This is a genomic window from Streptomyces sp. 12E (assembly GCF_055633275.1).
In genome coordinates this window covers 4,503,862-4,521,862 of the sequence record NZ_JBVNCJ010000001.1, presented here as the reverse complement: position 1 = coordinate 4,521,862, position 18,001 = coordinate 4,503,862, and the positions used below count along the sequence as shown (strand labels likewise).

General features: G+C 73.0%; 19 protein-coding genes, 1 pseudogene and 1 riboswitch. Of the genes and pseudogenes, 10 read left to right on the top strand and 10 right to left on the bottom strand.

Features of this window, described 5'->3' with window-relative positions:
• Window position 1: 1 nt before the first annotated feature.
• From ACZ8ZB_RS21080 to ACZ8ZB_RS21065, 4 genes are all read left to right on the top strand, one after another.
• Window positions 2-613, top strand: coding sequence for a Uma2 family endonuclease (locus ACZ8ZB_RS21080; RefSeq protein ID WP_470739216.1), 612 nt, complete (start codon window positions 2-4; stop codon window positions 611-613).
• A gap of 124 nt (window positions 614-737) precedes the next feature.
• The gene (locus tag ACZ8ZB_RS21075; RefSeq protein WP_470739215.1) at window positions 738-1,145 is read left to right on the top strand and encodes a hypothetical protein; all 408 of its coding nucleotides are present in this window, start codon (window positions 738-740) and stop codon (window positions 1,143-1,145) included.
• A 5-nt stretch (window positions 1,146-1,150) separates the two neighbouring features.
• Window positions 1,151-1,645: a thiol-disulfide oxidoreductase DCC family protein gene (locus ACZ8ZB_RS21070; protein WP_470739214.1), complete on the top strand. Its 495-nt coding sequence runs from the start codon at window positions 1,151-1,153 to the stop codon at window positions 1,643-1,645.
• Window positions 1,646-1,677: 32 nt separating this feature from the next.
• Window positions 1,678-2,451, top strand: coding sequence for a TetR/AcrR family transcriptional regulator (locus ACZ8ZB_RS21065; protein WP_470739213.1), 774 nt, complete (start codon window positions 1,678-1,680; stop codon window positions 2,449-2,451).
• Here the strand turns inward: ACZ8ZB_RS21065 and ACZ8ZB_RS21060 are convergent.
• From ACZ8ZB_RS21060 to ACZ8ZB_RS21045, 4 genes and pseudogenes are all read right to left on the bottom strand, one after another.
• Window positions 2,447-3,656 (bottom strand): annotated as a pseudogene (locus ACZ8ZB_RS21060) (MMPL family transporter); the annotation flags it as partial. The gene ACZ8ZB_RS21065 and the pseudogene ACZ8ZB_RS21060 sit on opposite strands and share 5 nt — an antisense overlap.
• Window positions 3,657-3,778: 122 nt before the next feature.
• Window positions 3,779-4,231 (bottom strand): cysteine hydrolase family protein, encoded by a 453-nt coding sequence (locus ACZ8ZB_RS21055; RefSeq protein WP_470739212.1) that lies wholly within the window; start codon window positions 4,229-4,231, stop codon window positions 3,779-3,781.
• 90 nt (window positions 4,232-4,321) lie between these two features.
• The gene (locus ACZ8ZB_RS21050; RefSeq protein WP_470739211.1) at window positions 4,322-5,638 is read right to left on the bottom strand and encodes a metallophosphoesterase; all 1,317 of its coding nucleotides are present in this window, start codon (window positions 5,636-5,638) and stop codon (window positions 4,322-4,324) included.
• A 24-nt stretch (window positions 5,639-5,662) separates the two neighbouring features.
• The gene (locus ACZ8ZB_RS21045; protein ID WP_030829790.1) at window positions 5,663-5,911 is read right to left on the bottom strand and encodes an SCO4848 family membrane protein; all 249 of its coding nucleotides are present in this window, start codon (window positions 5,909-5,911) and stop codon (window positions 5,663-5,665) included.
• Between the two features lie 172 nt (window positions 5,912-6,083).
• On the opposite strand from ACZ8ZB_RS21045, the gene ACZ8ZB_RS21040 reads away from it, so the two are divergent.
• On the top strand, window positions 6,084-7,373 hold the full coding sequence (locus ACZ8ZB_RS21040) for a D-alanyl-D-alanine carboxypeptidase family protein (protein WP_470739210.1): 1,290 nt from the start codon (window positions 6,084-6,086) through the stop codon (window positions 7,371-7,373).
• Here ACZ8ZB_RS21040 and ACZ8ZB_RS21035 read toward each other — a convergent pair.
• The 3 genes from ACZ8ZB_RS21035 to ACZ8ZB_RS21025 all read right to left on the bottom strand — a co-directional run bounded on the left by ACZ8ZB_RS21035 (window position 7,321) and on the right by ACZ8ZB_RS21025 (window position 9,791).
• Window positions 7,321-8,238, bottom strand: a complete 918-nt coding sequence (locus ACZ8ZB_RS21035; RefSeq protein WP_470739209.1) for a YihY/virulence factor BrkB family protein — start codon at window positions 8,236-8,238, stop codon at window positions 7,321-7,323. The two genes, ACZ8ZB_RS21040 and ACZ8ZB_RS21035, sit on opposite strands and share 53 nt — an antisense overlap.
• A gap of 87 nt (window positions 8,239-8,325) precedes the next feature.
• A complete protein-coding gene (locus tag ACZ8ZB_RS21030) occupies window positions 8,326-9,261 on the bottom strand; it encodes a decaprenyl-phosphate phosphoribosyltransferase (protein ID WP_470739208.1) in 936 nt (311 codons plus the stop codon).
• Window positions 9,258-9,791, bottom strand: coding sequence for a phosphatase PAP2 family protein (locus ACZ8ZB_RS21025; protein WP_470739207.1), 534 nt, complete (start codon window positions 9,789-9,791; stop codon window positions 9,258-9,260). Before ACZ8ZB_RS21025 ends, ACZ8ZB_RS21030 begins: the two co-directional genes overlap by 4 nt.
• 133 nt (window positions 9,792-9,924) lie before the next feature.
• Here ACZ8ZB_RS21025 and ACZ8ZB_RS21020 point away from each other — a divergent pair, with 133 nt between their 5' ends.
• Together ACZ8ZB_RS21020 and ACZ8ZB_RS21015 are read left to right on the top strand one after the other, a co-directional pair.
• Window positions 9,925-11,280, top strand: a complete 1,356-nt coding sequence (locus ACZ8ZB_RS21020; RefSeq protein WP_470739206.1) for an FAD-binding protein — start codon at window positions 9,925-9,927, stop codon at window positions 11,278-11,280.
• 19 nt (window positions 11,281-11,299) lie between these two features.
• The gene (locus ACZ8ZB_RS21015; RefSeq protein ID WP_470739205.1) at window positions 11,300-12,055 is read left to right on the top strand and encodes a decaprenylphospho-beta-D-erythro-pentofuranosid-2-ulose 2-reductase; all 756 of its coding nucleotides are present in this window, start codon (window positions 11,300-11,302) and stop codon (window positions 12,053-12,055) included.
• Window positions 12,056-12,072: 17 nt separating this feature from the next.
• Here the strand turns inward: ACZ8ZB_RS21015 and ACZ8ZB_RS21010 are convergent, their stop codons facing one another.
• Both ACZ8ZB_RS21010 and trpS read right to left on the bottom strand, forming a co-directional pair.
• Window positions 12,073-12,651, bottom strand: a complete 579-nt coding sequence (locus ACZ8ZB_RS21010; RefSeq protein ID WP_470739204.1) for a 2'-5' RNA ligase family protein — start codon at window positions 12,649-12,651, stop codon at window positions 12,073-12,075.
• A gap of 214 nt (window positions 12,652-12,865) precedes the next feature.
• Window positions 12,866-13,858, bottom strand: coding sequence for a tryptophan--tRNA ligase (trpS, locus tag ACZ8ZB_RS21005; RefSeq protein WP_470741544.1), 993 nt, complete (start codon window positions 13,856-13,858; stop codon window positions 12,866-12,868).
• A 152-nt stretch (window positions 13,859-14,010) separates the two neighbouring features.
• On the opposite strand from trpS, the gene ACZ8ZB_RS21000 reads away from it, so the two are divergent.
• From ACZ8ZB_RS21000 to ACZ8ZB_RS20990, 3 genes are all read left to right on the top strand, one after another.
• A complete protein-coding gene (locus ACZ8ZB_RS21000) occupies window positions 14,011-14,571 on the top strand; it encodes an RNA polymerase sigma factor (RefSeq protein WP_470739203.1) in 561 nt (186 codons plus the stop codon).
• Entirely contained in the window at window positions 14,564-15,427 is an 864-nt protein-coding gene (locus tag ACZ8ZB_RS20995; RefSeq protein WP_470739202.1) for a hypothetical protein, read from the top strand. The genes ACZ8ZB_RS21000 and ACZ8ZB_RS20995 overlap by 8 nt, the downstream gene beginning before the upstream one ends.
• 201 nt (window positions 15,428-15,628) lie before the next feature.
• Window positions 15,629-16,309, top strand: coding sequence for a hypothetical protein (locus ACZ8ZB_RS20990; protein ID WP_470739201.1), 681 nt, complete (start codon window positions 15,629-15,631; stop codon window positions 16,307-16,309).
• A gap of 68 nt (window positions 16,310-16,377) precedes the next feature.
• Here the strand turns inward: ACZ8ZB_RS20990 and ACZ8ZB_RS20985 are convergent, their stop codons facing one another.
• Window positions 16,378-17,832 (bottom strand): glycine hydroxymethyltransferase, encoded by a 1,455-nt coding sequence (locus tag ACZ8ZB_RS20985; protein WP_470739200.1) that lies wholly within the window; start codon window positions 17,830-17,832, stop codon window positions 16,378-16,380.
• Window positions 17,833-17,863: 31 nt separating this feature from the next.
• A riboswitch (ZMP/ZTP riboswitch) is annotated at window positions 17,864-17,964 on the bottom strand.
• Window positions 17,965-18,001: the final 37 nt, after the last annotated feature.

The following is an 18,001-nucleotide window of genomic DNA, read 5'->3' as shown; positions in this document are numbered from 1 at the left end:
GATGTCCGCAGCATCCGTCGAGCGGCCCCACGACGAGCGTCCGCTGATCGCGGAGGCGAACCGTCTCATGGACCGCAATCCGGGTTACCGCGTCGAGATCATCGGAGGCCAGCTCCTCGTGACCCCGCCACCGGACGGCCCGCACGCCCGCGCCCTGACCACACTGATGGTCCCCTTCATCACAGCCGGACTGCACGGCGGGGGGACCGAGGTACTCCAGGGCGTCGGCCTCTGGCTGCCCACCGATGCCGAGGACTACGCGATTCCTGATCTGGTGGTCGCGGACGCCGACATCGACGATCACCTCATCGAGAACAACTGCTACGACCCGGTCCGCTTCCGCCTCGTCCTGGAGGTCACCTCCAGCAACTGGAAGAACGACCTGAAGGCCAAGGTCGCCGCCTACGCCGAGGCGAGGGTTCCCGTCTACGTCGTCGTCGACCGCAAGCACCGGCGTCTCCACGTCCTGACCGACCCGGTCGGGAACGAGTACGCCGGCCACCGCTTCCACTCCCCCGGTCAGCAGGTCACCCTCCCCGACTCGATCGGCGCGAAGGTCACCCTGGACGTGTCCGAGATCCTTCGGGCGGGACAGCCCCGCAGGACTGACTGAGCCGGACACCAAGCACGGCCGATCCGTGACGCAGCCCACTCCGCCATTGAGTTGAACACGTTCAAAAAAGGTCTAGAGTCTTCCCTGTCAGCGTTTTGAACGCGTTCAAGAAGGGCTGGGGGACATGGACCGCACGGTCATCGCCTACGTCATCTACCTCGTCGTCAGCATCGGGCTGACCGTCTGGGTCGCTCGCACGCTCAGCAGGAACGGGCGGGTCTTCCTCGCCGACGTGCTGCACGGCAACGAGAAGCTCGCCGACGCCGTCAACCACCTCCTGGTGGTCGGCTTCTACCTCGTCAACCTCGGGTTCGTCGCGCTGTACCTGAGCGGCGACGAGACGATCACCGACACGCGCGGCATCTTCGAGGCCCTGTCGACCAAGCTCGGCGTGGTGCTGCTGGTGCTGGGCGTGATGCACCTGGGCAACGTGTACGTGCTCAACAGGATCCGGCGCCGCGGGATGATGGAGCGGGAGCAGGTCCCGCCGGTGCCGCCGCAGGGCTGGGCGGCCCCCACGGCCGGGGCGTGAGCGGCATGACGGCCGCACCCCGGGACCGGGGCGCCGCGCGCGTCCCGGTCCGCCGGCTCACCGTGCTGTACGACGCCGAGTGCTCCCTGTGCGCCTTCGTACGGGACTGGCTGGTGCGCCAGCCCCAGCTGGTGCCGCTGGAGCTGGTCCCGGCGGGGTCACGGGCGGCGCGGGCCCGCTTTCCCGGCCTCGACCACGGGGCCACCCTGGAGGAGATCACCGTCGTGGGTGACGCCGGGCAGGTCTACCGGGGCGCCGCCGCCTGGATCGTCACCCTGTGGGCGCTGCGGAAGCACCGGCGGCTGGCCCACCGGCTGAGCACCCCGTCCGGCGCCCGGCTCGCCAGGGGCGCGGTGCTGGCCGCCGCCAAGTGGCGCGGGGCGACGACCGGGTGGGGCGGGGGCGTGTACCACCGGGGCGACGGATGGACCTACGATCCGCGCGACGGCTGGAGCCACACCCCGCCGAGCTGTGCCGCGGGCACCTGCACCGCCCCGTAGGGCGCCCGTCCGTGGCACTAGGCTCTCCTTCCGTGCCCGCGAAGAACGACGGCCCCGACGACGGCGCCACCCTCAGCAAGTCCGAGCAGACCCGCGCCCTGATCCTCGAGACGGCCATGCGGCTGTTCCAGGAGCGCGGGTACGACAAGACGACCATGCGGGCCATCGCCAAGGAGGCCGGGGTCTCCGTCGGCAACGCCTACTACTACTTCGAGGGCAAGGAACACCTGATCCAGGGCTTCTACGACCGGATCGCCGCCGAGCACCAGGTGGCCGTCCGGGAGGTCCTGCGCCGGGAGACCGACCTGGAGGCCCGGCTCGCGGGCGTGCTGAAGGCGTGGCTGGACATCGCCACGCCGTACCACGAGTTCGCGGTGCAGTTCTTCAAGAACGCCGCCGACCCGGACAGCCCGCTCAGCCCCTTCTCCCCCGAGTCCGAGCACGCGCGCGCGGAGGCGATCAGCGTCCACCGCGCGGTGCTCGCCGGGACGAGGAGCAAGGTGCCCGAGGAGCTGCGGGACATCCTCCCCGAGCTGATGTGGCTGTCCCAGATGGGGCTCGTCCTGTACTGGATCTTCGACCGGACCGAGGGCCGGGAGCGCAGCTACCGGCTGGCCGAGCGCGGAGCCCGGATCACCGCGCGGGGCATCGCCCTGGCCCGCTTCCGGGTGCTGCGGCCCCTGGTCCGCGAGGTGCACGAACTGTTCACGGAGTTCCTGCCCGGGATGACGAAGGCGCTTCCCGACCCGGCCAGGAAGGAGCAGGGGGCGCCCGCCGACGACGGGCGCCCCGGCACCGTCGGTTGACGGCGTCCACCTCACCGGGCGTGAGCTCCACGTCGTGCACCGGCGGGCCGTCCTCCACGGTCACGTGCACCGCGTGGGAGCCGAGCGGAGCCGCCGTGACCGCGAGCAGACAGGCGCCCGGAGCCGGTACGGAGACGATGTACGCGCCGTCGGCCAGGGAGACCACGCCGGTCCAGCTGACGGCCGCCCGAGGTCAGCAGGGCGACGGCGGCGCCCTCGACGGGTCCGCCGTCGGCCGTGCGGACGAAGCCGTGGACCACCGAGGAGGGGCCGTGCGGGTCCGGGACCTCGGTGGGCCCGGGCAGGGCGTCCTCCTTCGGCTCGACCGCCAGGTGCGGCAGCCGCTTCTCCAGGCCGGCCGGCAGCCACCCGTTGGACTTGCCCAGCAGGTGCATCACGGCCGGCACCAGCGCCGTGCGCAGGATGAACGCGTCCAGGGCGACCGCGGCGGCCGGCCCCACGCCCGCCATGGCGGCTCCGTAGTCGCCGCTGAGCACGAAGGCGAGGAAGACGCAGACCATGATCAGGGCCGCGGAGTTGATGACCCGGCTGGTCTCGGCGAGGCCGACGCGCACCGCGCGGGCGTTGTCCCGGGTGTGCACCCGCTCCTCGTGCATCCGGCTCACCAGGAACACCTGGTAGTCCATGGAGAGCCCGAACAGCAGCGACAGCATGATGATCGGCAGGAAGGACGCGATGGGGCCCTCCTGGCCGAGGCCGAGCAGGTCCAGGCCGTAGCCCCACTGGAAGACCGTCACCAGGACGCCGAAGGAGGCCGCCGCCGCGAGCAGGTTCATCACGGCAGCCGTCAGCGGCACCACCAGGGAACGGAACGCGAGCAGCAGGAGCAGGAAGCCGAGGCCGAGGCCGATGATCGTGCCGATGAACAGCGGAAGCCGCTCGCCGGTCACCGTCGCGAAGTCCTTGGACACCGCGGTCACCCCGCCGACGTGGGCCTCGACGCCCGCCTGCGGGATGACGTCCTCGCGCAGGGTGTCGATCAGCCGGTCCGTCTCCTCGGCCTGCGGGGAGGTGGTGGGGACGACCTGGATGACGGTGACGCCGTTCGCGGGCGGTACGGCGGCGACCCGGGCGACGCCCTCGGTCTCCTCCAGGACCGTCACCAGGGCGTCGGACGCCTCGCCGTCCACGACCACCTGGAGCGGGCCGTTGAAGCCGGGCCCGAAGCCCTCGGCGAAGGTGTCGGTGCGGACGGCGCCGGGCGAGGGGCTGGAGGTGACCGTGGCCCTGCCGGCCCGGCCGGGAGCGCGCCCGGTGGACGACGGGACGGCACCCGCCCCGGCGGGCCGCACGGCATGAGGCCGGGTCACTCCCCGGCGGCCGTGAGGTCGGCCACCCGGGCGGTGCGTGCGCCGAGGGCGGTCAGCCGCTCGAGGGCCTCGCGGTGCTGTGCCTCGTCGGGGCTCGCGGTGGCGTCCTCGGCCACGACGACGCCGTAGCCCGGCAGCAGCGCCGTCGCGGCCGTCGCCGCGACGCCGTGCGCGGTGGAGGGACCGGCGACCACCACCTCGGTGACCCCCTCACGGCGCAGTACGCCGTCCAGGCCGGTGCCCTCGAACGCGTCGAGGCCGTGCCCGGTCACCAGGTGGTCGCCGGGGCGGGGCGCGCAGCCGGGCACGAGCCGGTCGGGGGCGGCGTCCGGCCCGCCGTCCGCACCGCCGGCGCGCACGTGCCGGACCAGGACGACCGTCGGGAAGCGGTCGCGCAGCCGCCCGCACGCCTCGGCGACGGCCTCACCGCCGACCGGCTCCCCCTCCATGCCGACGATCCACCGCTGCGGATCGACCAGTACGAGTGCCGTACGGACAGGACTCGTCCCAGCTCGCGGCGGATCCGCCCCGGCACACCGTCAGGCCTGCTTCGAGGCCAGCTCGATCACCGTGATGTCCGACGGCGCGCCCACCCGCGTGGGCGGCCCCCACGCGCCGGCACCCCGGCTGACGTACAGCTGCGTGTCACCGTAGCGGTCCAGCCCCGCCAGCGTGGGATTGGCGAGACCGGCCACGAGGTTGCCGGGGAACAGCTGGCCACCGTGGGTGTGGCCGGAGAGCTGGAGGTCGACCCCGTGGTCGACGGCGTCGTGGATCTGCACCGGCTGGTGGGCGAGCAGCACGCACGCCCGTCCCCGGTCCCGGTCGCCGAGCGCCTTCGCGTAGTCCGGGCCCTGGCCCTCGTCCTCACCGGCCACGTCGTTGACCCCCGCCAGGTCGAAGTGCGGCAGCTCCGTGCGGGCGTTCTCCAGCGGGTTCAGCCCGAGCCGCCGCACCTCCTCGACCCACTGCTCGGCACCGGAGAAGTACTCGTGGTTGCCGGTGACGAAGAACGAGCCGTGACGCGCCCTCAGCTGCGCCAGCGGAGCCGCGGCCGGGCCGAGGTCCTTCACGCTTCCGTCCACCAGGTCGCCGACGACCGCGATCAGGTCCGGCTGGGTCGAGTTGACCGTGTCGACGACCTTCTGCGCGAAGCCCCGCCCGAGCACCGGCCCGAGGTGGATGTCGCTGACCACGGCGATGCGGTAACCGTGCGCCGCGCGGGGAAGCTTGGCGAGCGGCACGGTGACCCGCTTCACCCGCGGCCCGCGCAGCACGCCGTACGTCCCGTAACCGACGGTCCCCACGGCCGCCGCGGCGGCGGCCCCGCCGACGACACGGGAGACGAACAGCCGCCGGGAGGGGGCGGCGAGCGCTCCCTGCGGGCCGGACGCGCCGCCGTAGGCCGCCGGGCCGTCCCCGGCCGCCTCGGCGTCGGCGTCCGTCGCACCGCCCGGACCGCGCCCCGTGCCCTGCCCGGCCGGTATCGGCTCCGGCCGCACCGGTACGGGCGCCGCCGCCTCCGACGTCCGCGCCCGCCGTTCCAGGATCCGCCGCAGCACCGGGCGCACCAGTTCGCCCGCGAGCACCGCCAGCAGCAGGTACAGGGCCAGGGCCAGCCACAGGTAGCCGGGCCAGGCCAGGACCTGCTTGAGGCGGAAGGGGGCGTCGCTGCGGCTGACGGCGAAGGTGGCCACCGTCAGCGCCCAGCCGCCGGCGATCACCGCCGCGCCCGCGCGGCGCACCGCGCCCGGCCCCTTCGTGGTGTCCCGGAACAGACGCCGCCACACGTACCAGTTGCCCGTCACCAGGACGGCCACGACCAGCAGTGCGATGAGTACGAAAACGATGGCCACGAGGCGGAGTTCCCCTGTTCCCGGTCAGGACGTCCGTGACGTCCGGCTCAGTGCGCGCAGTCCGCGCAACCCGATGCCCCCGATGACCGTCCCCAGTACGAAGGAGACCACGGCGAGCGTCAGGTGAACGAAGAAGTACGCCGTGGGGTGCCCGTCCTCGAACGCGAGTCCACTGCTGTCCTTGACCAGGTTCTTGACGAAAGTGACCCAGATGACCCAGCTCCACACCCCGAAGGCGAGCAGGAACCAGGAGACGGGGCGGCTGAGCTTCACCAGAAAAGACCTTTCCTCACAGCGCCGGGCACCCTCGGCCGGCCGGGGGTCCGGAGGTTGTCCCCCGGAAGAGCACGGCATCGGTCCAGTATCGCCGGGCGGTGTCCGGATCCTTGCCCGGGGTGGGGACCTGCCCGGGACTTCGCCGGACATGGCATGTACGTTTCCGGTCGTGCCCGCACCCCAGAACACCGTCCGGCGATCGCTGCTGGTCGCCTCCGCCGTCCTGTTGTCCACCGCGCTGACCGCGCCCGCCGCCCTCGCGGCCCCGAAGCCGTCGACGAGTCCGACGGCCACGCCCCCGGCGACGATGTCGACGGTGGGCGGCGCCCGGCTCGGGCAGCCGGGGACGCAGGTCAACCTCGCGAGCGGGGTGCCGGTGCTGCCGAAGGAACTGTCGGCCCGCTCCTGGATCGTCGCCGACGCCGAGTCCGGCGAGGTGCTCGCCGCGCACAACGCGCACTGGCGGCTGGCCCCCGCGAGCACGCTGAAGATGCTGTTCGCCGACACGCTGCTGCCGAAGTGGCCCAGGACGACGGAGCACAAGGTCGAGCCGTCCGACCTCGCCGGTGTCGGTCCGGGCTCCAGCCTGGTCGGCATCAAGGAGGACGAGACGTACACCGTCCACGACCTGTGGCTGGGTGTCTTCCTCCGCTCCGGCAACGACGCGGTGCACGTGCTGTCGGCGATGAACGGCGGCGTCGAGAACACCGTCGAGGAGATGAACGCGCACGCCGAGGAGCTCCAGGCGCTCGACACGCACGTGGTCAGCCCCGACGGTTACGACGCCCCGAAGCAGGTGTCGTCCGCGTACGACCTGACCCTGATCGCCCGTTCCGGGCTGCAGAAGAAGGACTTCCGGGAGTACAGCTCGACGGTCACGGCGAAGTTCCCGGGTGAGACGAAGAAGAACAAGAAGGGCAAGAAGGTCCGCGGGTCCTTCGAGATCCAGAGCACCAACCGGCTGCTGGCCGGCGACTACGACGTGCCGGTCTACCAGGGCATAGCCGGTGTGAAGAACGGCAACACCACCAACGCGGGCGCCACCTTCACCGGTGTCGCCGAGCGGAACGGCAAGGTGCTGCTGGTCACCGTGATGAACCCGTCGAAGAACGAGCACAACGAGGTCTACAAGGAGACCGCGAAGCTCCTCGACTGGGGTTTCAAGGCGGCCGGCAAGGTCGAACCGGTGGGTGAGCTGGTGCCGCCGAAGGGAGCGGCTCGGGCCGGCGCCCGGCCGGGCCCGTCCGCCTCCCCCGGTGAGGCCGGGGGCGCCGGGGACGGTGTCGTCGCGGCCGGTTCGAAGCCGGTGGCGAGTGCCGCGGCGGGCGGCAGCGCCGACGGCGCCGGGGTCGCGCTGGGCGTCGTCGGCGGGGTGCTGGTGCTGCTCGCGGGCGGCGCCTTCCTGGTCAACCGGCGCTGGCCGCTGCCGGACCTGGTGCGCCGCCGCCCACGTCCGTGAGCCCGGGAACCTCGTCCCGCTTGCTCCGCGTCGCCGTCCAGGCGGCGCAGAACAGGACCAGTTTCGAGGTGAGGTTGATCCACAGCAGCAGGGCCACCGGAACGCCGAACGCGCCGTACATGCTCTTGGCGGCCACGCCCTGCAGGTAGCCGCTGAGCAGCAGCTTCAGCAGCTCGAAGCCGACCGCGCCGGTGAGGGCGGCGACGAGCAGACGGTGCCGGGTGGGTTCGACGCCGGGCAGCAGGGTGAGGACGTACAGCAGGAGCAGGAAGTCGGCGCCGACGGCGACGGCGAACGCCGTGACGTGCAGGACGACCCCGCCCCAGCCGCCCTTCTCCAGCCCGATGGCTTCGCTGATCCGGCCGACCATCGCGGAGGCGACGGTCGAGGCGACCAGGGTGATCAGGACCGCGCCGCCCAGGCCGACGAGGGTGCCCAGGTCCTTGCCCTTGCGCAGGAGCGGGTTCTCCTCCTCGTCGGGCAGCTCCCACACCGCGCGCAGGCATTCCCGCATGGAGCCGGCCCAGCTGACGCCGGTGAACAGCAGCACGGCGCCGGCGATGAGTCCGACGGTGCCGGCGTTCTCCGCCAGGCCCCCGACGTCCAGCTGGTCGGAGATGCCGGGCACCTGGTCGGCGATCCTGTCCTGGAGGGTTTCCTGCTGCTCCCGGCCGATCGTGGCGGCGCCGATCGAGGCGGCCACGGTGAGCAGCGGGAACAGCGCGACGAAACTGGTGAAGGTCATCGCGGCGGCCAGCCGCGTCCAGTGCACCCGGTCCAGACGCCCGTACGACCGCCACGCGTGCGTGAGCATCAGCCGGGCCGTCCACGGCCCGACGACCGGGAGTCTTTTCAGCCAGTCCATGATCCGACCCTGCCCCCCTCGTGGAAGCCCCATGTCCTGGTACCCCGGAACCGGGCCTCCGTGACCGGTGGCGAAGCGGACGGTCCCTCACCAGTCGGCCACCGCCAGGGCGTACATCGCCGCCCAGACCAGGCCGATGACGGCGAGCGCGCGGTCGCCCAGCACCACGTCCTCGGGTTCGCCGGCGGTTCCGCGGTCGGCGAAGACGGCGTACCGGAGGACGGCGAGGACGAAGGCGACCACGGACAGCTGCCGCCAGGGCAGCACGCTGGTGTGCGGCACGCCGCCCTCCTCCAGGGCCCACAGGCAGTAGCCGAGGACGGCGACTCCGGCGGCGAGCTGCCAGACGAAGCGGAGGTAGCCGGTGGTGTACTCGGTGAGCAACGCGCGTGTGGCGCCCGCTTCTCCGGCCATCTGCACGGCTTCGGAGTAGCGCTTGGCGGCGACCATGAACAGGGCGCCGAACCCGGTGGTGATGAGGAACCAGCGGGACAGGGGGATGCCGAGGGCGAGGCCGCCGATCACCGCGCGCATCACGAAGCCGGCGGTGACGACGACGAGGTCGACGACGAGGACGTGCTTGAGGCTGACGCAGTACGCCAGTTGCATGGCGAGGTAGGCGGTCAGCAGCGCGGCGGCCTCCGGGGGGCACAGCCGGGCCGCGACGGCGGGCGCGAGGACGCCGAGGGCGGTTCCGGCGGCGTAGGCGACCGGCACGGGGACCCGGCCGGCGGCGACCGGGCGGCGGCACTTGACGGGGTGGGCGCGGTCGGCGTCGGCGTCCCGCGCGTCGTTGACGAGGTAGACGGCGGCGGCGCAGGCGGTGAACAGGACGAAGACCAGGGCGAGCCGGGTCAGGGCGTGGACGGAGAACAGTTCGCCGGCGGCGGCCGGGGCGGCGATCACCAGGACGTTCTTGACCCACTGCTTGGGCCGCGCGGTCAGCAGCAGGCCCGTGAGGAGGCCGCCCGTGCCGGACGGCGCGGTCCGCCGTCGGTCGGAGCGCTCGCGCAGGAGGGTCACGCGGGGCCTCCCGTCATCCAGCGGGCACCGAGGCGGGCGGTGAGCGCGCCGAGGGCGGCGCCGGCAGCCACGTCCGACGGGTAGTGGACGCCGGCCACCAGGCGGGACACGCAGACGGCTGCGGCGAGCGGGGGCACCGCGCGGGCGCCCAGCGCGCCGAAGGCGACGGCCGCGGCGGCGGAGGAGGCGGCGTGCGAGCTGGGGAAGGAATGCCGGCCGACCGTGCCGACCAGGGGTTCGACGTGCGCGGGCCGCGGACGGCGCACGACCCGTTTCACGGCCGAGCCGGCGACGTGGGCGCCCGCGGTGAGCGCGGTGCCGCGCAGCCAGGCGCCGCGCCGGGGGCGGTCCACGACGGCTCCGGCGAGCCCCACCGCGAGCCACACCGCCCCGTGCTCCCCCGCCCGGGACAGGGCCCGCGCGGCCCCGGCCACGCGCGGGTCCGCGCCGCACGCCCTGAAGACCGAGACGATCCGGCGGTCCATGCCGTGGAGAGCGCGGGCGCGGGGGAGGTCGTGGAGGTCGTCCATGGGACCCACTGTTCACGCCCGGCGGGCCGGAATTCCCGTCGCCGGGGAGCGACATCTCATTAATCACCCGTTTCAGGGACGGGAATGACGTTTCAAAACTAAGAAGTCACATAGGGACGATACGGTCACCGTCATGCCTGCCGACACCGTTTCCGTCACGGGGTGGGGCCGCACCGCTCCCTCCGCCGCCCGGCTGATCCGCCCACGGACGTACGAGGAGGCCGTCCTGGCCGTGCGGGAGTGCGGGGTCCGCGGGGGCATCGCGCGGGGACTGGGGCGGGCGTACGGGGACGCGGCGCAGAACGCGGGCGGTGCCGTGCTCGACATGACGGGTCTGGACCGTGTGCACGCGGTCGACGCCGACGGCGGCACCGTGCTGTGCGACGCGGGCGTCTCCCTGCACCGGCTGATGGAGGTGCTGCTGCCGCTCGGCTGGTTCGTGCCGGTGACGCCGGGCACCCGCTACGTGACGGTCGGCGGGGCGATCGGCGCCGACATCCACGGCAAGAACCACCACGTCTCCGGCTCCTTCTCCCGCCATGTGCTGTCCCTGGAACTGCTCACCGCCGACGGGCGGGTCCGTACGGTCGTGCCGGGCACGCCGCTGTTCGAGGCGACCGCGGGCGGCATGGGCCTGACCGGGGTGATCCTCACCGCGACGATCCGGCTCCAGCCGGTGGAGACCTCGCTGATGTGCGTCGACACCGAGCGCGCGGACGACCTCGACGACCTGATGGCCCGCCTCGCCGACACCGACCACCGCTACCGCTACTCGGTCGCCTGGATCGATCTGCTGGCCCGCGGCCGGGCCACCGGCCGCGCGGTGCTCACGCGCGGCGACCACGCCCCTCTGGACGCACTGCCCCGGGGCTGCCGCGCGCGCCGGGAGCCCCTCTCCTTCCGCACCTCCCGGCTCCCGGCCGCCCCCTCCTTCGTCCCCGGGGGTCTCCTCGGCCGCACCATCGTGGGGCTGTTCAACGAGTTCTGGTACCGCAAGGCCCCCCGCGCCCGGACCGGGCAGCTCCAGCGCATCCCCGCGTTCTTCCACCCCCTCGACGGCGTGCCGCACTGGAACCGGGTCTACGGCCGGGGCGGCTTCGTGCAGTACCAGTTCGTCGTCGGACACGGCCGGGAGGACGCCCTGCGCCGGATCGTGCGCCGGATCTCCGGGCGCCGCTGCCCCTCCTTCCTCGCCGTCCTCAAGCGCTTCGGGGAGGCCGACCCGGGCTGGCTGTCCTTCCCGGTGCCGGGGTGGACCCTGGCCCTGGACGTCCCGGCGTCCCTGCCCGGCCTCGGCGGCTTCCTCGACGAGCTCGACGAGGAGGTCGCCGGCGCCGGCGGGCGCGTCTACCTCGCCAAGGACTCCCGGCTGCGCCCGGAACTGCTCGCGGTCATGTACCCCCGCCTGGACGACTTCCGCGCGCTGCGCGCCGGACTGGACCCGCGCGGGGTGTTCGTCTCCGACCTGGCCCGCCGCCTCCATCTCTAGACAACCTCCAGGAGCTGTCATGAAGGACGCCTTCGGCCTCCCCCAGTCCCTGCTCGTCCTCGGCGGTACGTCCGAGATCGCGCTGGCCACCGCGCGGCGGCTGATCGCCCGCCGCACCCGCACGGTGTGGCTGGCCGGCCGTCCCTCCCCCGGCCTGGACGAGGCCGCCGGGCAGCTGCGCGGCCTCGGCGCCGAGGTGCGCACGGTCGCCTTCGACGCGCTCGACCCCGCCGCCCACGAGGACGCGCTCGGCAAGGTCTTCGCCGAGGGCGACGTCGACCTGGTGCTGCTCGCCTTCGGCACCCTGGGCGACCAGGCGCACGACGAGCGGGACCCCCGGGCCGCGGTGCGGGTCGCGCAGACCAACTACACCGGAGCGGTCTCGGCGGGCCTGGTGTGCGCGGGCGCGCTCCAGGCGCAGGGCCACGGCTCGCTGGTGGTGCTGTCCTCCGTGGCGGGCGAGCGGGCCCGCCGCGCGAACTTCATCTACGGCTCCAGCAAGGCCGGCCTGGACGCCTTCGCCCAGGGCCTCGGCGACGCGCTGCACGGCACGGGGGTGCACGTCATGGTCGTACGCCCCGGATTCGTCCGCACCCGGATGACCGCCGGTCTCCCCGAGGCGCCGCTGGCCACCACGCCCGAGGCGGTCGCGGCGGCCGTCGAACTGGGGCTGCGGCGCCGCACGGAGACCGTGTGGGTGCCGGGCGCGCTGCGGGTGGTGATGTCGGCGCTGCGGCACCTGCCGCGCGGGGTGTTCCGCCGGCTGTCGGTCTGACCGCCGGCCGGGGTCGCTCAGTGGGCGGAGACGGAACCCCGCTCCACGCTCCCGGACTGCGGGGGCACCGCCACGGAGCCGAAGGGGAAATCGCGCAGCTTGCGCCACACCCCGTCGGCGCCCTGCTCGTAGAGCGCGAAGCCGGTGCAGGGCCACTCGGCCTCGTAGCCGGCGAGCTCCTCGAAGGCGCGGTCCATGGCCGCTTCCTCGATGCCGTGCGCCACGGTGACGTGCGGGTGGTACGGGAACTGCAGCTCGCGGGCGACGGGGCCGGAGGCGTGACGGATCCGCTTCTGCAGCCAGGTGCACGCCGCGCCTCCCTCGACGACCTGGACGAACACCACCGGCGTCAGCGGCCGGAAGGTGCCGGTGCCGGACAGCCGCATGGGGAACGGGCGGGCGGCCGCGGCGACCTCGCCCAGGTGCGCCTCGACGGCCGGCAGCCCGGTGTCGCCGATCTCCGTCGGCGGCAGCAGGGTGACGTGCGTGGGGATACCGTGAGCCGCGGCGTCGCCGAAGCCCGCGCGCAGCTGCTGAAGCCGGCTGCCGTGAGGCTCCGGGACCGCGATCGACACGCCGATCGTTACGGTCCCCACGTCGTCTCCTGTCGTTGTGGTGGTGGAGCGGGGTGGAACTGCGGTGAGCGCCGGGTGACCGCCCGAGCGGTCACCCTGTCATCGACTGTACGACCACGACCCGGATGCGGGCAGGCGCAACCGGAGTGATGTGCGGCGCCGTGCGGTGGTACGGATCGCCGCCGCGGGCCGGTTCAGCGCCGGTTCGACGCCCGGTGGGCCGGTGCGCGGCGGCTCAGTGCTTGGCGGGCAGGAAACCGACCCGGTCGTACGCCCGGGAGAGGGTCTCCGCGGCGACGGCACGCGCCTTCTCCGCGCCCTTGGCCAGGATCGAGTCGAGCGTCTCGGGGTCGTCCAGGTACTGCTGGGTGCGCTCCTTGAAGGGGGCCACGAACTCGACCATGACCTCGGCGAGGTCCGTCTTGAGCGCACCGTAGCCCTTGCCGGCGTACTTCTCCTCCAGTTCGGGGATGTCCGCTCCGGTGAGGGTCGAGTAGATCGTCAGGAGATTGCTCACGCCGGGCTTCTCCACGACGTCGTAGCGGATCACCGTGTCGGTGTCGGTGACCGCGCTCTTCACCTTCTTGGCGGTGGCCTTCGGCTCGTCCAGGAGGTTGATGAGGCCCTTCGGCGTGGACGCCGACTTGCTCATCTTGACCGTCGGGTCCTGGAGGTCGTAGATCTTCGCCGTCTCCTTGAGGATGTACGCCTTGGGCATCGTGAACGTCTCGCCGAACCGGCCGTTGAAACGCTCGGCGAGGTCGCGGGTGAGCTCGATGTGCTGGCGCTGGTCCTCGCCCACCGGCACCTCGTCGGCCTGGTAGAGAAGGATGTCCGCGACCTGCAGGACCGGGTACGTGAACAGGCCGACCGAGGCGCGGTCGGCGCCCTGCTTGGCGGACTTGTCCTTGAACTGGGTCATGCGGGAGGCCTCGCCGAATCCGGTGAGGCAGTTCATGACCCAGGCGAGCTGGGCGTGCTCGGGCACGTGGCTCTGCACGAAGAGCGTGCAGCGGTCCGGGTCGAGACCGGCGGCCAGCAGCTGGGCGGTGGCCAGCTGGGTGTTGGCGCGCAGCTCGGCCGGGTCCTGCGGGACCGTGATCGCGTGCAGGTCGACGACCATGTAGAACGCGTCGTGGGTCTCCTGCAGGGCCACCCACTGGCGGACGGCGCCGAGGTAGTTGCCGAGGTGGAACGAGCCTGCGGTGGGCTGGATTCCGGAGAGCACGCGGGGTCGGTCAGTCGCCATGCCCACCATTCTCTCAAACCCCGGAAGGCGGTCCGGAACAGGCCGGAAACAGGTGGGAACCGATCCGTGCCCGGCGGTGTAACAAAGACGTGAGGACGCGGGAGGGGGGCCGCATCGTCGATGAGGCCGCGGTGATCGCACGCGTACGCGCCGGGGAGCCGGAGGCGTACGCGGAGCTGGTGCGGACCCATACGGGCATCGCACTCAGGGCGGCCGCCGCGCTCGGGGCGGGGGCGGACGCGGAGGACGTGGTGCAGCAGGCCTTCGTGAAGGCGTACTGCGCGCTGGGCCGGTTCCGGGACGGCACGGCGTTCCGGCCGTGGCTGCTGTCGATCGTGGCCAACGAGACGAGGAACACCGTGCGCGCCGCCGTGCGCCGGAACGGCCTCGCCGACCGGGAGGCGGCGTTCGTGAAGGCGGATCCGGTGATACCGGAGTCGGCCGATCCGGCGGTGGCGACGCTGGAGGCGGAGCGCCGCGGGGCGCTGACGGCCGCCTTGGAGAAGCTGAGCGAGGAGCACCGGCTGGTCGTCACCTACCGCTATCTGCTGGAGATGGACGAGCGGGAGACCGCCCAGGCCCTGGGCTGGCCCCGGGGCACGGTGAAGTCCCGGCTGAACCGCGCCCTGCGCAAGCTGGAGCGCCTGCTGCCGGACTTCCGGCCCCGGGAAGGGGGTGAGAGGCGTGAGTGAGCGGTACGACGGCGACGCCGAGCGGTTGCGGGAGGAGTTGCGGGCACTGGGGCGGGCGCTGGACGGGACGGGCTCGGCGGCGGGGCCGGAGTCGATGGTCGAGCGGGTGCTGGGGCAGATACTCGCCGGGGAACTGCCGGTTCCAAAGGCCGGGCCGACGGGCGCCGGCGTGCGCCTGCGGGCGGCGCGGCGCTGGACGCGGGCGCGGTGGCGGTCGCTGGTCGCGGCCCTGTGCGGGCTGCTGACGGTGCTGGCGCTGACGCCTCCGGTGCGGGCGGCGGTGACCGACTGGTTCGGCTTCGGCGGGGTCGAGGTGCGGTACGACCCGTCGGCGGTGCCCTCGCCGGGCGCGGAGGTACTGGGGTGCGGGCGCTCGGTGTCGCTCGGCGAGGCGGAGCGGCGGGCCGGGTTCGCGCCGGTGGTGCCGAGCACACTGGGTGTTCCGGACGCGGTGGCGGTGAGCGCGCTGCCGCGGGGGCGGTCCCTGGTCAGCCTGTGCTGGCAGGAGGGCGGACGGACGGTCCGGCTGGACGAGTTCGCGGGCCGCCTGGACTTCGCCTTCACCAAGGCGGTGCGCGAGCAGCCGGAATGGCTGTCGCTGGGCGGGGAGGGCGAGGCTCCCGACCGGGCCCTGTGGTTCCCTCGGCCGCACGTGCTGAGCTTCTGGCTGGTGGACGCGGACGGTCACCGGTTCACCCGGGAGGAGCGCACGGCGGGGCCGACACTGCTGTGGACGCACGACGGGGCGGCCGGTGAGGGGGCCGCGCCGGGCGGGACGACCCTGCGGCTGGAGGGCGTGGGGTCGAGGGCACGGGCTCTGGAGATCGCGAAGGCGCTCGGGGAGGCGGGCCGGTAGCCGCGGCCCCCACCGTCACGGATGCGTGGTGGCCGGCCGGGAACCCCGGCGGGCCGGGCGGTGTACCAGAAGTGACAGGCGGCTCGCGGGCGGGCCGCACGGGGATCGACCGGCCGAGTGGGGGCCCGGATGCGTGACTGGAAGGACAGGGTTCGACAACTGACAGCGGGGATGGGCGCGTTGGTGGCTGCACTGGCCCTGATGGCATGGGGTGCTTCGCCGGCATCCGCCGGAGGGCCGACGAGCGTGCTGGTGGTCTCGCCGGGGAGCGGGGAGACCGCCTCGCTGTACTACTCCGACGCGGACTACCGCTGGCTGGAGCAGCTGCTCGGTCCCTCCGACAGGGGCGCCCGGGACAAGCCGCCGGAGGCCGACCTGGCCTCGGTCCGATTGGTCAACGTGTCGTGGATGCTGCACGACGTGACGCCCTGGCGTGTGGACCGGGTCTTCCTCGGAAGCATCGGGGAGGACGTGTGGATACACACGGCGGCGGAACCCCCAAAGACGCCGAACGGCGTCTGGCACCGCGCCGAGGACCCGTCCGACCTGCACAAGCTGCTGTACGAGCTGGGCGTGATGGGCCATGTGACAGAGACTGGATCGGCCTCCCACATCTACCCGGTGCCCTGGGAGACGCAAGCCTCCGGTTCCACCGCCGGATCCGGTTCACCGGGCTCCGGTACGGAGCAGGGTGTGACGGCGGCCCCGAGGAAACCGGCCGCGTCGGGTGCGGGCGACGCCACCGACTGGTGGTGGGCGATACCGGGGGTCGTGGCCGGAGCGGCGCTGGCTCTGGTGCTGCGCCCGTACGTGACGCGGTTGCCGCTGATACGCCGGCGGAAGGACGACCCGGGGCCGCGGCAGGAGCTGCTGGACACCTGACGACGGCACGCGACGGCCCGGTGCGTGACCGGGCCGCCGCGGGGCGCGTCGAGCAGGGCCGGGCTGCCTCAGCCGAGGTCGATCTCCGGGTAGAGCGGGAAGCCGGCGACCAGGTCGGTGGCGCGACGGGAGATCTCGTCGGCGACCTTGGCGTCGAGGACGTGGGCGGCCTTGGAGGGGGCGCCGGACTTGGTGGTGCCCGGCTCCGTGGTGGTCAGGACACGGTCGATCAGACCCGCCACCTCGTCCATCTCCGCCGTGCCGAGACCGCGCGTGGTCAGCGCGGGGGTGCCGATGCGGATGCCGGAGGTGTACCAGGCGCCGTTGGGGTCGGCGGGGATGGCGTTGCGGTTGGTGACGATGCCCGAGTCGAGGAGGGCCGCCTCGGCCTGGCGGCCGGTGAGGCCGTAGGAGGTGGCGACGTCGATCAGGTTGAGGTGGTTGTCGGTGCCGCCGGTGACCAGGGTGGCACCGCGGCGCATCAGGCCCTCGGCGAGGGCGCGGGAGTTGTCGACGATGCGCTGGGCGTAGTCCCGGAAGGCGGGCTGCCGGGCCTCGGCGAGGGCGACGGCCTTGGCGGCCATGACGTGCGGGAGCGGGCCGCCGAGGACCATCGGGCAGCCGCGGTCGACCTGGTCCTTGAGGGAGTCGTCGCACAGCACCATGCCGCCGCGCGGGCCGCGCAGCGACTTGTGGGTGGTGGTGGTGACGATCTGGGCGTGCGGTACCGGGTCGAAGTCGCCGGTGAGGACCTTGCCGGCGACCAGGCCGGCGAAGTGGGCCATGTCGACCATGAGCGTGGCGCCGACCTCGTCGGCGATCTCCCGCATGATCCGGAAGTTCACCAGCCGGGGGTAGGCGGAGTAGCCGGCGACGATGATCAGCGGTTTGAACTCGCGGGCGGAGACGCGCAGGGCCTCGTAGTCGATCAGGCCGGTGGCCGGGTCGGTGCCGTAGGAGCGCTGGTCGAACATCTTGCCGGAGATGTTCGGGCGGAAGCCGTGGGTGAGGTGGCCGCCGGCGTCCAGGGACATGCCGAGCATGCGCTGGTTGCCGAAGGCCTGGCGGAGCTCGGCCCAGTCGGCCTCGGAGAGGTCGTTGACCTGGCGGGCGCCGGTCTTCTCCAGGAAGGGGGCCTCGACGCGGTCGGCGAGGACGGACCAGAAGGCGACGAGGTTGGCGTCGATGCCGGAGTGCGGCTGGACGTAGGCGTGGCGAGCGCCGAAGAGCTCCCTGGCGTGCTCTGCGGCGAGCGACTCGACGGTGTCCACGTTGCGGCAGCCGGCGTAGAAGCGGCGGCCGACGGTGCCCTCGGCGTACTTGTCGCTGAACCAGTTGCCCATCGCGAGGAGGGTGGCCGGGGAGGCGTAGTTCTCGGAGGCGATCAGCTTGAGCATCTCGCGCTGGTCGGCGACCTCCTGGCCGATGGCGTCGGCGACGCGCGGCTCGACGGTGCGGATGACGTCGAGGGCGGAGCGGAAGGCGGTGGACGCGGGGGTGAGCGGCTGCTCGGCGGCTGACATGGGGACCTCCGGACGTGGCGTTCTGCGTTCACGGTACGGCCCAGGCGCACGGCACATGTGTCAGGACCCGAAGGGTCCGGGGCCGCTTCCCGATGGTTGCTCCATCCCAGCGCGCCAGTCACGGCCCACGGTCACATTACCGGGCGGCACGCGGTGCCACGGGAAGGCG

Bases quoted from the DNA above. Each gene is read 5' to 3' on its own strand.
- ACZ8ZB_RS20985 (WP_470739200.1), bottom strand. From the start codon at position 17,832: ATGTCAGCCGCCGAGCAGCCGCTCACCCCCGCGTCCACCGCCTTCCGC.
- ACZ8ZB_RS21055 (WP_470739212.1), bottom strand. From the start codon at position 4,231: ATGGAGGGGGAGCCGGTCGGCGGTGAGGCCGTCGCCGAGGCGTGCGGG.
- ACZ8ZB_RS21025 (WP_470739207.1), bottom strand. From the start codon at position 9,791: ATGGACGACCTCCACGACCTCCCCCGCGCCCGCGCTCTCCACGGCATG.
- ACZ8ZB_RS21015 (WP_470739205.1), top strand. From the start codon at position 11,300: ATGAAGGACGCCTTCGGCCTCCCCCAGTCCCTGCTCGTCCTCGGCGGT.
- ACZ8ZB_RS20990 (WP_470739201.1), top strand. From the start codon at position 15,629: ATGGCATGGGGTGCTTCGCCGGCATCCGCCGGAGGGCCGACGAGCGTG.
- ACZ8ZB_RS21070 (WP_470739214.1), top strand. From the start codon at position 1,151: ATGACGGCCGCACCCCGGGACCGGGGCGCCGCGCGCGTCCCGGTCCGC.
- ACZ8ZB_RS21035 (WP_470739209.1), bottom strand. From the start codon at position 8,238: ATGGACTGGCTGAAAAGACTCCCGGTCGTCGGGCCGTGGACGGCCCGG.
- ACZ8ZB_RS21020 (WP_470739206.1), top strand. From the start codon at position 9,925: ATGCCTGCCGACACCGTTTCCGTCACGGGGTGGGGCCGCACCGCTCCC.
- ACZ8ZB_RS21075 (WP_470739215.1), top strand. From the start codon at position 738: ATGGACCGCACGGTCATCGCCTACGTCATCTACCTCGTCGTCAGCATC.
- ACZ8ZB_RS21080 (WP_470739216.1), top strand. From the start codon at position 2: ATGTCCGCAGCATCCGTCGAGCGGCCCCACGACGAGCGTCCGCTGATC.